Origin of the sequence: Paraburkholderia xenovorans LB400, from assembly GCF_000013645.1 — a bacterium.
GTDB classification, from domain to species: domain Bacteria; phylum Pseudomonadota; class Gammaproteobacteria; order Burkholderiales; family Burkholderiaceae; genus Paraburkholderia; species Paraburkholderia xenovorans.
Genome location: NC_007952.1, coordinates 2,724,341 through 2,739,173 on the forward strand (window position 1 = coordinate 2,724,341; position 14,833 = coordinate 2,739,173).

A 14,833-nucleotide genomic window follows, 5' to 3' on the forward strand; every position below is an offset into this window, starting at 1 on the left:
GTCAGGCATCACAACTCCGGGAGATCAGCGAGAACGTCGTAGACGAGAGCGCGCTTCTGTCTGATCGCTGTCTCTGTCCGCCAGCATCGACTGACGGCAGCCCGCTGCGGCGCATCTGCACACATACTGGGCGCGAACCTCTTCATCCGAAGGGTCGTCAATGGCCAGCAGATATTCAATGAACAGTTCTTCTCCCGCGTGGACCGGCCGGAGTGTGTGAATGAAAATGCGGTTGCCGTCTTCGATGGTTTCGCAGTTAGGCGCGCATGCGTGGTTAAGCCAGCGCGCGCTGTTGCCGCCCCGGCCGCCATCGATCACGCGTCCGTCCGAGAGGCCGAAAAGGAACGTGTGCCCTTCGACGCCCTCACGCCGGTGCCGGCGAACGGCATCGCGCCACGCCGTGATCTCGCCCTTGTACTCGAGCACACGCTCGCCCGCAGCGAGCGGACGCATTGCGAACACGCCTTTGCCATGAACTGAAGAACGCCGAACGATTACGCGCCGCATGCCGACTCCCTGACTGATATCCGCTCCAGTATAGAAGCGGCAAATTTCTGCATCTACTGCCGCGTGTCGTGCGACCTACGTGATGTCCTTCACGTCACCATTGGAAAAAATTTTGACTTCACCGCGCCGCTCGGCCAAGATATCTTTTCACCGTAAAAATACGGATTGCAATCCGCCTTCATGAAAGAAGCATCGTCACGCCGAAAAATGCCCGCGCCGCAAAAAGCCACTACCCAAGCCGACCGCACCGCACGCGACAAACCTTATCATCACGGCGCCCTGCCCCATGCGCTACTTGAAGCCGCGGAACTGGTGCTGCGGCGCGACGGCATTCGCGGCCTGACGTTGCGGGCTATTGCGCGTGAGGCCGGCGTGTCGCATACCGCGCCCCAGCACCATTTCGGCGACACCGCCGGCGTTCTGAGCGAACTTGCCGCGAGCGGGCATCGCCGGCTGGCGGCCGCTATGGCGCAGAGGGCCGAGGGTACGGAGCCTGGTCAGGCGCGGCGCAAGGCCATCGCCCGCGGCTATGTGAGCTTCGCGGTCGCCAACCCGGACCTGTTTTACCTGATGTCGCGCAATGAAATGCTCGACCACACGCGCCCGTCCCTCGTGCAGGCGCGGCAAGTATCAGCGCGCGCCCTCGCCGGCGTGTTCGACGTGCCGTCCGAACCCGCGGGGCACGACGGCTCCGCGTTCGGCCAGATCAGCGCCGCCCAGGCCATCGCCATGACTGCGGGCTGGGCCTATGTTCATGGGCTTGCGTTGCTGATGATCGACGGACGCCTGAATGGCCTGGCCGCATCAGCCGAAGGCATACGAAGCGCGGAAGAACTCGTGGATGCCGCGATCGAGCACGTCGAGATCATTCCCGCCACGCCCTCGCGGTAGCGGTGGAAACCCGCTCGAAGGCGCGCATATCGGTAAGGCGACGATACACCTCAAGAATCGGCTCGCCAACGCCATCGGCCCCGTGGCGGCCCTGTCCGCCTGAAAAGCGGTCGCCGCGCGCCTCGACATTCACTTCGGTAACAGCCCCTTCGCCTGATCGAGCATCTTGTCGACTGCTTTACTGAATCCGCCTGCCTGATCGTCGCTCTTCTTTTGCGCGGGCGTCTGCGAGGCGGCGACGCACGCAGCGCGCATTTCAGGATGTTCCGCCGTGCACGAAAGGGACAGTTGCTTCGCGCGGTTGACATCGCCATGCTCGCGATACCAGGAGATGACACCCGGCCAGGTCACCGCTGTCCTTCCAAAATATTCGAATTGCTGCAGCAAAAATGCCTCGCCCTGCTTCGCGTCTCTCTGTCCTATACGGTTGGCGAGATTGGTCTGCACCGCCCATGAGCGGTCGCGCGACCCCAGATTGCGCCGCAGCACCTGCGTCTGTGTATCGGACGGCGCCGAACGCGATAGCGTCATCAGGTTGGACAGCAGAAACACGGGATAGGCATGGTCCGCTGTCGGACCCGATGCGACCGTACCCGCCACTTGCAGCGCCTGCGGATAGTTCCCTGCCGCCTGCAGATCCTGCAAGTCGGATATGGCCTTGTAGTGGGCCAGAATGAGCGCAGTGGAGCCGCGCTTTCGGGCTGCGTTCCACGGTTCGATTCGCGGGTCGGGCCGCTTGTCTCCGAGCATGGGGCGCACGAGTTCGGTCAGGTTATCTTCGCGCGCGGCCGGATCGCCGTGATCGTCGTGCAGCGTTTCGAGTTGAGCCGAGATCTGATCGTCGATCACCGCCCGCGCGTCGAAGAGATTCTCCGCGACGCTCGCCTGCGCACCCGCACGCACGGAGGTGTACTGCCCGACCGCGTCGCGCAGCTCGCCGATACTGCTGAGCTGGTTCACCGTTTGCGCTGCGCCGCCGCCTACCGCAGGCGCGACCGGCTGGGCACGCGCCTGCGCCGCGGCCTGTTGACCGGCCTTCTCTCGTCCCGCCTGAAGCTGCTTCTCGCGCAGTTTCTGACGCCGCGCTTTGGCGTCCTGATCGTACGCAATCACGCGTTCGAAGAAAGCTTTGAAACCGTCGACGTAGGAGTAGCCGCAACGAAGGCTGATGGTCGCACCAAACCGGTCGGCCTGTTCCTCGACGCTGCGTTGCCAGGCGGGAAACAGCACGCGTGTGCCGAGTGTCTGCACCACCGCGATATTGTCCACGCCGGTCCATGTGTTGGAGGTGGGCGATTTGTTCGTCACCGTCCAGGCGAGCGACACGATGGCGAGCGATGTATCGCCGGCCGTGCGCGCGTCGAAAATCGCGTGATGGTTCAGGTAGATATGACCAAATTCGTGAGAGAGGATCGCAAATATCTCGTCTTCCGATTCAGCCGACTGCAACCAGCCGACTGACACAAAGATGTTGCCGCCCGGACTCGAGTTCGCGTTCAGCCCATTCTCGGAGATGATATGCACAGAGCCCGGGTAGTTCGGTGTGCCGGCGGTCTTCTTGATCGTCGCGAGCAGGCCGTTCAGATACGCCTCCATCTCGGGCATCGGCACGAGACCCCAGCCGTCGGCGCGCGCGTTCATCAAATCGAGCCTGATGTCGGGCCAGTCGCGAGCAGGCGGCGGTGGAATGGAGCCGACGGTGTCGAGCGTCACGGCGCCTTTCGGCGAACCGCCGCCGATGTTCAGATTCGACAGGCTGCCCGGCAGTTTGACGTCCGCGCATGCGCCGAGGAAAAGGCTTGCGCATGCACTGCAGAAGTATCGGCGTCCGCTGTGCATGATTATTGGCACCGGTTGGCGGCCGCACCGAGCGTGCCGGCTGCCTGAATGCCGGCAGACTGGCTACAGCGGGCCTGCGCACTACGAACAACCTTCACATCCATGCCGTCCACCCAATACGGCTTGCCGTCGACTTTCACGGGGTAGAAGTCGTGTTGGGACGCGCCTTGTACGAGAAGCGGCAAGGTCGGAGCGTCGATCGCACTGCTTTTTATGTCCGGAGCGCTGTAGAGCTTCACTGTTCCGCCCGGTTTCTGCGCATCGACATAAGTCGGGGCTTGAGCCGAGGCCGTGCCGCTCGCTGCGGCACTGACCGCTATGGCCGCCGTCACGGTCAGGAATGCGTATTTGATCCGCTGCCGGGTATCTCGAACTTGTTGCATGATCAATCCTCCTTGCTATCCGTGACCCAGTTAAACAGGTGTTCGCTCCACTCGAGCCATTCAACTGCGATAGTGCAGGCGAGGACATGGGCAATCAGCAGGAACGGCATATGCAAGTGCGTACCGAACACAATCATCCCCACGCCAAATGCCACGAGCGCAAATCCACTCAGACAGAACAACGCGATATTGAAAATGGCGGTGAGCGCCTTTGCACACCACCAGTGCAAGGAAAAGCGCCTGTTCCAATGCCGGCGCTCATGATAGAAACGCGCGAATTCCTGCCGAACCCATTTCTTGGCGCCGGCAATGAGGAAAATCGCAACAAAGCCGATCACACTCAGGAACAAAAGCTTGCCCCACCTGACAGCGGGCATGTCGAGTTGAGGCTCCCACGCCTCGATGTTATCCAGCCCACCTCGATGACTAAAAAGATTGTCGAGTGCGGCGGCATGCAGAAACACGCCCGGAATGCGGTCATTCAGCGGCGAGAGGACAAAGTCGTTCGAATAATCGAATGATGTTCCGATCATCACAATGCGATCCCGGAACGCAGCGGCCTGTTCGTCAACGGACATCTGTTCGATTTGACTTGCGTGGATAGTGCGGTAGTGCACACAGAGCGGCCGACTGGTCGGGCGTAAGAATGCGCGCGACTCGGCGCGCCACAGAAGCCTGAGTTCGCTGTCGCTCGAAGTGCAATACATCTGCTCGTCGTGATCGCCCGTGTCCACTCGCAGCAAAAACGCACGGCGCGCCTCGCTCTCTTCGTCATCGGAATCGAGCCATCGCAAACCGTCCTCAGCCGTGTCGAGCGGCCAGGTAACCGACATTAAGCGGGGCTCATCGCACTGCGCCTCCAGGTCGCCCCTGCCGTACACATCCTCGTAAATCGCGAACGCTGCACTCAATGGGCAATTACCTTGCGAAGGGTTGCGCCATTTCATATCCTTGTCCGTAATCCGGTTGACGCCGATTGTTTGCTCGCCGTTGTGTTCTTCCTTTGCATAGACGAGCGGATAAGTCCACGCCAGCCGGTCCACCGCATGGGCAGAAAATTCAATGCCCACGCGTTTCACCGCCTTCAACGCCTGATCCTCGTCAAGGTCGTCGTTGGTGGCAAGCCTGTTGTCTTCTGTTCTGCGGGCTGCCAGATAGACGCCCGTTTTCTTCGATATCAGTTCTGCGAGCGACCGCTTGAAGTCGTCGAATCCCGGGCCCTTAGGCTGCGAAAGAATCACGTCGACAAATACGCTCGCCGGTGGATGCGCGTTCAGAACGCCAAGCAGCCAGGTGTAAAACGGGTAACGTGCAGGCCAGCCTTCCTGCTTCGCCTTAAGCGCTTCGCGATCGATTACGAGGACGGTGATGTCTTTGTCATTCCACACCGTCCGCGGATGCTCGTTGACCTTCCCGCGCTCGCGCCTGATTTCGGACTCGCGGTCGAGGTCGCGTTCGTGCTCGCTGCCAACGTCGAACCAGTAACCGGAGAATGGCGCCGCGTAGCGTGCCATCGTTTGCGCGCCCATTTCTTCGGTGAAGCGAGTTGGCACCACGAGAGCAAGCAGAAGGCCCAACAGCACCGATAAAGCCGCGCGCCCGAGCAAATGCCTCCAGCCGGGTTTCTCGTGCTTTTCTTTTCCCCGCTCCTGTTTTCCGTTCTGCGTCGCCATTTCCCAGCCTGGAATGTCAGTGGAACGAAACGACAGAAAGCAGTCTAGAAAATCCTCAATCTTTACGTTAGTTTAATTTTCATCGGGTAAACACGAAGCGAAGCAATTACCTGTCAATTTTTCAGCGCGACGATTAAGTATGAATAAAGACAGCCGCGACACGCGCCTTTTTATTTTTCGTCTGGATGACTAATATTCTGCCACCTCTTTCAGTCCATCCAGGCGAAGCCCGCGCTGGGCACATCAGCCGATAGTTAGCAATCCGCCGCCATTGGCCGCGCTAATGCGATTCAAGCGCTCAAACAATAAACCGGGAAAATGCCGACATGTGGCGGATAACGACTATTCAGTTGCGGCGGGGTTTGCACCATTAGCGGCACAGGCGGCATCAGCAAATCGGTATAAAGGCCAAAAAACCCGGCTGTTATCGAACTGCGTGAGATAAGTGATCGTCACCACTTGCAGTATCGCTGTCCAGGTACGCACTTTTGCGTCTGCGTAGCATACGCAGGATCAGGAAAGTAAGCGATCGTCAACGTGTCGAACAAATCCGTATTGCTCGCGAATGCATCCGCATCGGCAACCCCCTATGCCTTCGTGATCGCAGTGGCGAAGTTGGTGGGCGGCCCCGCGTCAATCAACGTCGAGCCGCCGGAAGCGGCAATACGAACCGCCTCATGTCACAACGGGCATCCGCGTCAGGCGGCGTTATCGACTTCCGCGCGAGTCGGTATCGAAGGCTGCGCGCCGGCGCGCGTCACGGAAATCGCCGCCGCGCGTTGCGCGAGATTGATCGCGCCTTCCAGCGGTTGCCGCGAGGCGAGTTGCGCGGCAAAAACGCCGATAAAAGTATCGCCCGCAGCCGTGGTATCGACGGCGTGCACTTGCGGCGCGGGAAAATGCCTGCCCTCGCCACCTTCCACCAGAAGATAAGCCCCTTGCGCGCCAAGCGTGACGATCACATTGTGCGCGCCGCCTTGTTGCAACTCCGTCGCCGCGCGCCGCGCGCCGCTTTGCGATTCGACCGGCAGGCCGGCCAGAATGGCGGCCTCGACTTCATTCGGCACGAGGTAGTCGACAAGCGGCAGCCACTCCGCGGGCAGCGGCCCGGTTGCCGGCGCCGGGTTCAGCACGGTGATCTTGCCCAGCCGACGGGCAAGCGCGAGCGTCGCGTGAACGGAATCCCAAGGTGTTTCGAGTTGGCACACCACGACGTCGCACGCCTTGATGGCCGCTTCATGGCGAGCCACGCTCTGCGGCGTGAGTTCGCCGTTGCTGCCTGCGACCACGACGATCGTATTCTGGCCGTCGTCCGACACTGTGACCATCGCAACGCCGGTCGGTTGGGTGGGATGGACCTCGACCCCGCTGCAATCGATGCCTTCCACCTCCAGATCCTTGACCCGCTGCGCACCATTCGCGTCGCTCCCGACGCATCCGATCATGGCCACCCGCGCACCGATGCGCGCGGCCGCGACAGCCTGGTTCGCGCCCTTGCCCCCTGCAACCTGCGAGAACTCGTGTCCGCCAATCGTCTCGCCCGGGCGCGGCAAATGCGGCGCGCGGGCCACAAGGTCCGTATTGATGCTGCCCACTACCAGAACCCGGCCCTGCTTCGTTTCTTTCGACACTTTCATTTTCTCCTGTCACCACCCCTTCACGCCACCAATCCAATTATCCGGCGCGACGCCTGCTCCGATACGTATCCAGCACCACGGCCACGACAATGACGGCTCCCGTGATGATTCGTTTGGTGGGCTCCGTCGCGCCGATCTGCGCGAGCCCAGCGGCGAGCACCGAAATGATCAACACGCCAAAGAAGGTACTCGTCACCGAACCGCGCCCGCCCATCAGACTCGTTCCGCCGATCACCACTGCCGCGATCACCTGCAATTCGATACCCTGTCCGGCATTCGGGTCCGCGGCTTCGAGCCGGGAAATCTGGAACAGCGAAGCGAGTCCGGCCAGCAGACCCATCATCGCGAATACCGCGATCTTGTAGGGCCGCGGATTGACACCCGCAAGACGTACCGCTTCCTCGTTCGTGCCAATACCGACCAGATAGCGGCCGAAAACCGTGCGCGTCAACACGAACTGCGCGGCGACCATCACCACAATGGCAATGATGAACGCCGGCGAGATGCCGAACGCAATGGGATTGGAGAGGAAATCGAACGCGTCGCCGATATAAGCCGTGCGCGAGTTGGTCAACTGATACGCGAGACCGCGCGCCGCTTCGAGCACACCGAGCGAGACGATGAACGACGGAATCCGCCAGGCCACGGTGATCGCACCGGTCACGCAACCGGTCAGCGTCGCGCCCGCCATGCCGAGCAAAGCCGCGGGCAACGCCGGCCAATGCCACTGCAAGGCCGCGACGCTCGTGAGCGCGGCGCCGAGCGCCAGCACCGAGCCGACCGACAGGTCGATGCCGGCAATGATCAGCACGAAGGTCATGCCGATCGACATCACCACCAGATCGGGAATCTGGTTCGCGATCGTGCTGAACGTCTCGTAGGTCAGGAAGTGCGAACTCAGCAGCGAGAACAGCACGATCATTCCAAGGAGCGCGCCGAGCAGCCCGAGGTAGTTCGAAAATCCGAGGCGCGTGCCGAGCGGCTTCGCGTTTTTGGGCGGCTCGTTCTGCAGCGAAGGCAGGCTGGTTTCCACGGTCATGCTCAATACTCCACTAATTTGCTTTCGTCGGGCGCTTTGGCGTCGGGTTCGATCGGTTCGTGCAGCAGGTCATCGCGCTTCGCGTAGCCTGCGAACGCCGCGGCCAGCAGCGCGTCCTGAGTCCAGTTGCCGCGCTCGAACAGGCCCGTCATCCGTCCCGCCGACATCACCCCGATCCGGTCGCAAATCGCCATCAATTCGCGCAGATCGCTCGATACGACCACGAGAGCACGGCCTTCGCGAGCCAGCGCGCCCATCAATGCATAGATATCGAACTTCGCACCGACGTCGATGCCGCGCGTCGGTTCATCGAACAGCAGCACCGTGCAATCGCGCGCAAGCCACCGCCCGATCACCACCTTCTGCTGGTTCCCGCCCGAGAGTTCCGACACGGGTTGTGACGGTCCCGCGCTGCGGATACGCATGGCGTCGATCTGCCGGCGCGCCAGCGCCGCCTCGCGACGCCCGTCCACCACGCCCTTGTTCGACACCGCGCGCAAGTGTCCCAGCGAAATGTTGGCGGCAATGGGCTGGGTCAGTAGAAGCCCCTCGCCTTTGCGATCTTCCGTGATGAGCGCGATGCCGTGCTGCACGGCGTCCGACGGCGAGGCAATCGTCACTGGCTCAGGTGCGGCCCCTCCACGGCCGAGCGAGACGCTGCCGGCGTCCGCGTGGTCCGCGCCGTAAATGAGCCGCATCAGTTCCGTGCGGCCCGCGCCGATCAATCCGCTGATGCCGAAAATCTCGCCGGCCCTGACCTCGAAGGACACGTCGCGCACCACCGGCTCGCGCGTCATGCCGCTGACCTTGAACGCCACCTCGCCGATACGCCGCTCGCCGAGATCGATCCTGTCGCCGATATCGCGCCCCACCATCAGGGTGACGAGACGGTCGGTGGAAAGGTTAGCCATCTCGTCGACGTGCACGAGCCGGCCGTCGCGCAACACGGCTGCACGCCGCGCAATACGCTTCAATTCTTCCAGCCGGTGCGAGATGTACACCAGCGCCACACCGTGCGCTTTGAGCCGCTCGACCTGCTCGAACAGCAGATCGACTTCGCGGGCGGTCAGCATGGCGGTGGGTTCGTCGAGAATCAGCACGCGGCAGTCGCCGATCAGATTCCGCGCGATCTCGACCATCTGTTGATGCCCGATACCCAGCGTGCCCACCAGCGTGTCGGGATCGATTGCGTCGAGACCGACCTGCGCCATCGCGTGCCGCGCGTTCTCGCGCAGCCTGGCGCGGTCGATCCAGCCGACCAGGTTGCGCGGCAAACGGTTCAGAAAGAGGTTTTCCGCCACCGAGAGAGTCGGCAGAAGGTTCAGTTCCTGCATGACCATGCGCACGCCGAGCGCCTCGGCGTCCTTGCGGCTGGCCGGCGCGTAGGCCGCGCCGCCGAGGGTCATCGAACCGGTAGTCGGCGTGACGAGGCCGCCGACGATCTTGGACAGGGTGCTCTTGCCCGCGCCGTTTTCGCCGGTCAGCGCCAGCACCTCGCCCGCGCGCAGTTCCAGCGACACGTCGGCGAGCACGGGCTCGGCATAGGTCTTGCCGATGCCGTGAACACACAGCACGGGCGGTGCGTCAGCAAGGGAGGGAATGGGAGTGGACATCGGAATGATCAGGCTGGACGTAAATCAGGCGCGCGGCCCCTGGACGAAGCGGGCCACGCGTTGCACCAATCTCACCTGGTGACCAGATCGACTGGTGTTTCGACGACGCCGGACAATTCAGACTGCTTCTTGTGTTCGGAGAGCGCCTTCAAAGCGGTGTCGATGCCGAACACCGCCTGCTTCGCGGCATACTGATTCGCGGTGGCGAGCACGCGGCCGTCGGCGAGCATGGGCTTGATCGCGTTGATATCGTCGTAGCCCACCACCTGCACCTTGCCCTGCTTGCCCGCCGCGCGCACCGCCGACACGGCGCCGATCGCCATGTTGTCGTTGCCGCACAGCAAGGCCTTGACGTCCGGGTTCGCGTTGAGGATCTGGCTGGCCACGGCGTTGCCCTTGTCGATTTCCCACTCGCCCGATTGCAGCGCGACGACCTTCATGCCGCTCGACTGCATGGCCTGCCTGAAGCCCGCCGTGCGTTGCTGCGCGTTGGTCGTGGTGGTGACACCTTCGATAATGCCGACGTTGTCGCCCGACTTCAGGTGTTTGGCCAGGTAGTCGCCGACCTTCTGCGCGCCTTTCGCGTTATCCGGCCCGACGAACGGGATATTCAGGCTTTTCGACTTGAGGACCTCGTCGTCCAGCTTGTTGTCGATATTGACCACGATGATGCCGGCGTCGACCGCTTTCTTCAGGACCGGCACCAGTGCCTTGGAGTCGGCCGGTGCGATCACCAGGGCATCGACCTTCGAGACGATCATCTGCTCGACAATGCGGATCTGGTTCGCGGTGTCGGTCTCGTCCTTGATGCCGTTCGTCACCAGGTCGAATTTCGCCGGATTCTGCTTCTGATAATCCTTGGCGCCCGTTTCCATGGTCAGGAAAAATTCGTTCGCCAGCGACTTCATGACCAGCGCGACTTTCGGTTTATGGGCAGCCTGGGCGAATGCCGCGGGCACCGGCAGAATCGACGCGGCGAGGAAGGCCGCGCCGGCTACGATGGCGCGACGCCGCGCCGGTTGGAAATGGCGAATCATTGTTGTCTCCGTATCGCTCGTTCGGTCTACTGAGAGCCGTTGAGTCGTGTGATGGGCAGGAATGCCGCACTTGCCAGGTCTTGCCGGACCTTGCGGATCTTCTCGCGTGATGCCGGGCAGGTATGGCCAGATCCAATCCTATCCTCGCGAACTGCGTTATGCTATGCCAAATTTCAAAATCTCCCGTTTCAAAAATGGAACACGTCGATTGGGACGACCTTCGGATTCTGGTGGCCATCGCCCGTGAGGGAACGATGCGATCGGCCGCGGCGGCGTGCGACCTGAGCGCGCCTACCCTGTCGCGCCGCCTCACCGAGCTGGAAAGACGGCTCGGCGAACCACTTATCGACCGGGTGCCGTCGGGTTGCACCGTGACCGCATTCGGCGCGCGGGTGCTGGCCTGGGCGGAGCAGATGGAAGATCTCGCTCACCAGATTGAACGCGCCGCGGACGTGAACGACGGCTCGGCCGCGCACGGCACCGTGCGGATCAACGCCGTCGAGTGGCCGTCGTACATTCTGCTGAAGCTGCTCGGCTCGTTTCAGGACAGGCTGCCCGGCCTCGCAATCGAGGTGCTGACTTCGCGCCGCCCCTACAGCCTTGCGCGGCGCGAGGCGGACATCGCCCTCTGGTCCGAGTGCCCGGAAGAGGGCGATCTGTACGTTCGGCGGATCGGGCGGATTCGTTTCGGACTATTCGGCTCGCGCGATTACTATCTTCGCCACAGGGCGGCGATCGTGAAGAAGGAGTGGGACAAGCTCTCGTTCGTCGGCTATGACGACCGGCAGCCCGACCATCCGGCCACGCAATGGCTGAAAGCGCTGCCGGGCGCTCCGGCGCCTTCGCTTCGCAGCAGCTATGGCATGGGCGTATTCGACGGCGTTCTGGGCGGCTCCGGGCTCGGCGTCCTTGCGCAACTGGCTGGCGACACGACGAGCGACCTCGTCTGCGTGGAGAAGCACATCAAGGCGCTGGATCAAGACGTGTGGATGGTGTTGCATCCGGCTTTGCGCGACAGCGAACGGATCCGGACCGTGGCCAACCTCATCGCCGAGATTTTCCGCTAACGTGGTTTGAAGAACGCTACCGTATCGGCCGGTCGCGCCTGACCTGCGCGAAACTGATCGCGATCCCGCCTCGGGACGAGACGCTGCGTGGCTCGAAATCCGCCGCATGATGGCCGGATCGGGTCAACAAGCCATAGAGTTCCGGCCGACGGGCCAGCAGCCATTGCCGCCCCGCGCTGCCGTCTATCAGGCCCGTCTCAAGACTGGCGGAAACGAGTGCGTCCTGCGCACCGCTTTCGGCGAGCACGCGACCGCACGGATCGACGATCATCCCTGCCCCACCCGGCCGTTCAGGGCCGGCGGCTTCCACTCCTTCGCTGAAGACAACGAACATGCCGTTGTCGGCGGCTCGCGCCGGCAACCGGTATCGGATCGATTGCTCCACAGAAACCGGCTGCGCCGAACGATCTCCGCTACGGTTCACGCCGTCACCGCAATGCGGCGCGAGCAGCAGCGTCGCGCCCATCAGCGCCGTCATGCGCATATTCTCCACCAGACAATTGTCGCCGCCGATCAGGATGCCGACGCGCACGCCCCACGCCGTATCGAACACGGTGAACCGATCGCCGCTACTGATCCGCCGATGCTCGAACGCATGCAGCTTGCGGTGACAATGCCGCGCCCCGCCCGGCAGGCAAACGGCGTAGCTGTTGAACAGCTGTCCGTCGGCCGCCCGCTCGATAAAGCCGACGCCTGCCGCCACGCCAAAGCGTTCGACCGCGTCGGCAACCGCGCTGACCGACGGTCCGTCGAGCGGCTCCGCAAGCGCATCGAGCTCGGCGCGATGGAGCTTCGTCAGGCTCGCATAGCCGCTGATACAGGTCTCCGGAAACACCGCGAGGACGATCTCGTGCTGCGCGGCAAGCGCGAGGCAATCCACAATGCGCGCAACGTTATGCAGCGAATCGCCGGGGCGTGAAACGAGCGGGACGGCGGCGACGCGAAGCGATGAAACAGCGGAGGGCGACATCTTCACGACCGGATGGATGGAACGACTCCATTGGACCGCCCGCACTTCGATAAGTAAAATGAAAAATTCTATGCGTTCAATCACTTCGTGGAATGGAACTCAAACTACTGCGTGCCTTTCTGAGCGTCGCTGAACTCCGGCACTTTGGCCATGCCGCGCAAGCGCTTTACGTCAGCCAGCCCGCTCTGAGCAAGCAGATCGTGGCATTGGAAGCGAGCCTTGGCGCGCGCCTGTTCGAACGTGGCCGGCACGGTGCGGAACTGACGGTCTTCGGCGAAACGTTTCTTGCCGATGCAGAAGCGCTGGTCCGCGACGCGGACAACATTCTCGCGCGTGCCCGCGAGGCGAGCAGTGGAACGCGCGGCTATCTGCGCGTCGGTCTCGGACTCTCGACCCTGAACGAGGTGCCGCAACTGATCGCCCAATTCCGCAAGCTCCATCCGAATGTCAGCGTCACCCTCAACGACCTTTCTTCGGCGGAGCAGACCCGGCGGCTTCGCACCGGCAAGCTCGACGTCGGCTTCCTGCGCTTACCGGCCGACGCGGGCCTCGCCACGTTGCCGATACTCGACGAGGCACTGGCATTGGCGATACCGCAGCACGCCCGCTGGAAACGCATTCCGTCGAATCTGAAGGAGTTGAACGAGCCCGGCTTCATTGCACTGTCACGCGGACGCGGCCCCGGACTGGCGGCGCAGATCGACCACTGGTGCGGTGAACATGGCTTCGTGCCCAATGTGATCCAGCAGGCCGACGACATCCAGTCGGTACTCGTTGGCGTGGCGGCGGGCGTCGGCGCGGCGTTTTTGCCGTCGCGCGCGCAATACCTGTTGCGCGACGCAAGAGTGCTGCCATTGCGTGACCCCGCCGGCCGGTGGCGAGTCGGATTGGCGTGGCACGCCACGCGCGAAGATCCCGTGGTGGCCAATTTTGTCGCGTTCGTTCGCGCGGCGAAGAAGTCCTTGCGCGCGGATTCAGCTACCCAAGGCGATCAGAATGCATAGACCTATGTCCGCATTGGATCGCCAATGCGGTGCGTTATTGCGTAATGAACGGGTGCAATCGGCCTGCCTCAACGCATCGCGTTCTTGCGGCCCTCGGCATTGGTCGCCACGGCAATCTCGTCGAGATTCTGCGGGTAGGGAAAGTTGAGGCCGAGCAACTGACGCATTGTCGGGCTGGCCCGCCTGACGAAATCTTCGCCGACCATCGCACGCAGGTCTTCCATCGGCTTCACGAACTTCGGCAGGTACTGGATCAGCACGGCGCTGCGGTCCTGCGTGCTGCGATTGGGCATCGCGCAATGCCAGGTTGCGCCGAAAAACACAATCGCATCGCCCGGTTCGGCCGTCATGCGTTGGCAACGCTCGAAGAACCGGTCGCCTTCGGCCGGGTAGCGCAATTCGTGCTGCGTATGCGGCACGAAAGCCGTCGCGCCGGTCTCGGCGGTAAAGGGATCGAGCGGAATCGTCACCTGCGCGTTGAGCGCAAACGACGTGTTGATGCCGAGTGGAAACGTATCCGGCATGTGGTAATCCCAGTACGGATAATCGATGTGCGGTTCCTGGCCGGGCCCGCCGGGGAGAATGCGGTTGGCCGCGATCGAGCCCATGATGAAGTCGTCGCCGAGAAAGCGCCGCATCGCGCCGACGATCACCGGCTGCTCCGACATCTCGGAGAAAACGCCGCCCTTGGCGAGCAGATTCCACACCCGCCGCTGCAGATGAAGCCGCTGTTCCTCCGCGGCCTGCCCCTGGAAGTGCGTGACGGTTTGCGCGCGATCCTCCGAATGCGCCATCACCACGCGCCGTGCTTCGGCAATCTGGCTTTCGCTGAACAGCCCGCGTATGCAGATCGCGCCGGGGCCACGCGTCAGTGCCTCGACCACCACGCCGGGCGTCGCGTCATGTGTTTCGATCCTCTCCACGACTGTCTCCTGTGAGCCGCGCCGCGTTGCGGCTGCGCTTCACGTCCAGCATAGAAGATGATCCGGCCTGTCTGCAAGAATAATTGCCAACTAAATAATTCTGGAATTTATTTTCCATTTCGACGCGTGCCGGCATGGGCTTTCCGAACCCACGTATCTCGCACACAACCGGCCGGATTTCGCGGATGATAAAGTCCATCGACCTCGCTATCGCATAACAACACGGGCGCCTTTGGCTCGTCCGCTTCAG

14 protein-coding genes are annotated in these 14,833 nt (G+C 62.4%); 3 read left to right on the plus strand and 11 right to left on the minus strand.

What is annotated here, in order from left to right; all coding sequences use genetic code 11:
- Positions 1-24: 24 nt before the first annotated feature.
- Complete coding sequence (locus BXE_RS34000; RefSeq protein WP_011492657.1) at positions 25-507, minus strand: SET domain-containing protein; 483 nt, start codon at positions 505-507, stop codon at positions 25-27.
- Positions 508-687: 180 nt separating this feature from the next.
- Between BXE_RS34000 and BXE_RS34005 the strand changes: the two genes are divergently transcribed.
- Positions 688-1,398, plus strand: a complete 711-nt coding sequence (locus BXE_RS34005) for a TetR/AcrR family transcriptional regulator (protein ID WP_011492658.1) — start codon at positions 688-690, stop codon at positions 1,396-1,398.
- Between the two features lie 129 nt (positions 1,399-1,527).
- Here the strand turns inward: BXE_RS34005 and BXE_RS34010 are convergent, their stop codons facing one another.
- From BXE_RS34010 to BXE_RS34040, 7 genes are all read right to left on the minus strand, one after another.
- Positions 1,528-3,237, minus strand: coding sequence for a M48 family metallopeptidase (locus tag BXE_RS34010; RefSeq protein ID WP_011492659.1), 1,710 nt, complete (start codon positions 3,235-3,237; stop codon positions 1,528-1,530).
- Between the two features lie 2 nt (positions 3,238-3,239).
- The gene (locus BXE_RS34015) at positions 3,240-3,620 is read right to left on the minus strand and encodes a hypothetical protein (RefSeq protein ID WP_040124431.1); all 381 of its coding nucleotides are present in this window, start codon (positions 3,618-3,620) and stop codon (positions 3,240-3,242) included.
- Positions 3,621-3,622: 2 nt separating this feature from the next.
- Positions 3,623-5,293: a CHASE2 domain-containing protein gene (locus BXE_RS34020; protein ID WP_011492661.1), complete on the minus strand. Its 1,671-nt coding sequence runs from the start codon at positions 5,291-5,293 to the stop codon at positions 3,623-3,625.
- 698 nt (positions 5,294-5,991) lie between these two features.
- Positions 5,992-6,924, minus strand: coding sequence for a ribokinase (gene rbsK / locus BXE_RS34025; protein ID WP_407668645.1), 933 nt, complete (start codon positions 6,922-6,924; stop codon positions 5,992-5,994).
- A 43-nt stretch (positions 6,925-6,967) separates the two neighbouring features.
- Complete coding sequence (locus BXE_RS34030) at positions 6,968-7,969, minus strand: ABC transporter permease (RefSeq protein ID WP_011492663.1); 1,002 nt, start codon at positions 7,967-7,969, stop codon at positions 6,968-6,970.
- Positions 7,970-7,971: 2 nt separating this feature from the next.
- Positions 7,972-9,582, minus strand: coding sequence for a sugar ABC transporter ATP-binding protein (locus BXE_RS34035; protein WP_011492664.1), 1,611 nt, complete (start codon positions 9,580-9,582; stop codon positions 7,972-7,974).
- A 71-nt stretch (positions 9,583-9,653) separates the two neighbouring features.
- A complete protein-coding gene (locus tag BXE_RS34040) occupies positions 9,654-10,619 on the minus strand; it encodes a sugar ABC transporter substrate-binding protein (RefSeq protein ID WP_011492665.1) in 966 nt (321 codons plus the stop codon).
- A 194-nt stretch (positions 10,620-10,813) separates the two neighbouring features.
- On the opposite strand from BXE_RS34040, the gene BXE_RS34045 reads away from it, so the two are divergent.
- Positions 10,814-11,686 (plus strand): LysR family transcriptional regulator, encoded by an 873-nt coding sequence (locus BXE_RS34045; protein ID WP_040124429.1) that lies wholly within the window; start codon positions 10,814-10,816, stop codon positions 11,684-11,686.
- Positions 11,687-11,702: 16 nt separating this feature from the next.
- Here BXE_RS34045 and BXE_RS34050 read toward each other — a convergent pair whose 3' ends face one another.
- Positions 11,703-12,656, minus strand: coding sequence for a nitrilase-related carbon-nitrogen hydrolase (locus BXE_RS34050; protein WP_011492667.1), 954 nt, complete (start codon positions 12,654-12,656; stop codon positions 11,703-11,705).
- 92 nt (positions 12,657-12,748) lie between these two features.
- Here BXE_RS34050 and BXE_RS34055 point away from each other — a divergent pair, with 92 nt between their 5' ends.
- Positions 12,749-13,660: a LysR family transcriptional regulator gene (locus tag BXE_RS34055; RefSeq protein ID WP_011492668.1), complete on the plus strand. Its 912-nt coding sequence runs from the start codon at positions 12,749-12,751 to the stop codon at positions 13,658-13,660.
- A 68-nt stretch (positions 13,661-13,728) separates the two neighbouring features.
- Here BXE_RS34055 and BXE_RS34060 read toward each other — a convergent pair whose 3' ends face one another.
- Complete coding sequence (locus BXE_RS34060; protein WP_011492669.1) at positions 13,729-14,583, minus strand: phytanoyl-CoA dioxygenase family protein; 855 nt, start codon at positions 14,581-14,583, stop codon at positions 13,729-13,731.
- The gene (locus tag BXE_RS46730) at positions 14,561-14,782 is read right to left on the minus strand and encodes a hypothetical protein (protein ID WP_148311805.1); all 222 of its coding nucleotides are present in this window, start codon (positions 14,780-14,782) and stop codon (positions 14,561-14,563) included. Before BXE_RS46730 ends, BXE_RS34060 begins: the two co-directional genes overlap by 23 nt.
- Positions 14,783-14,833 lie beyond the last annotated feature (51 nt).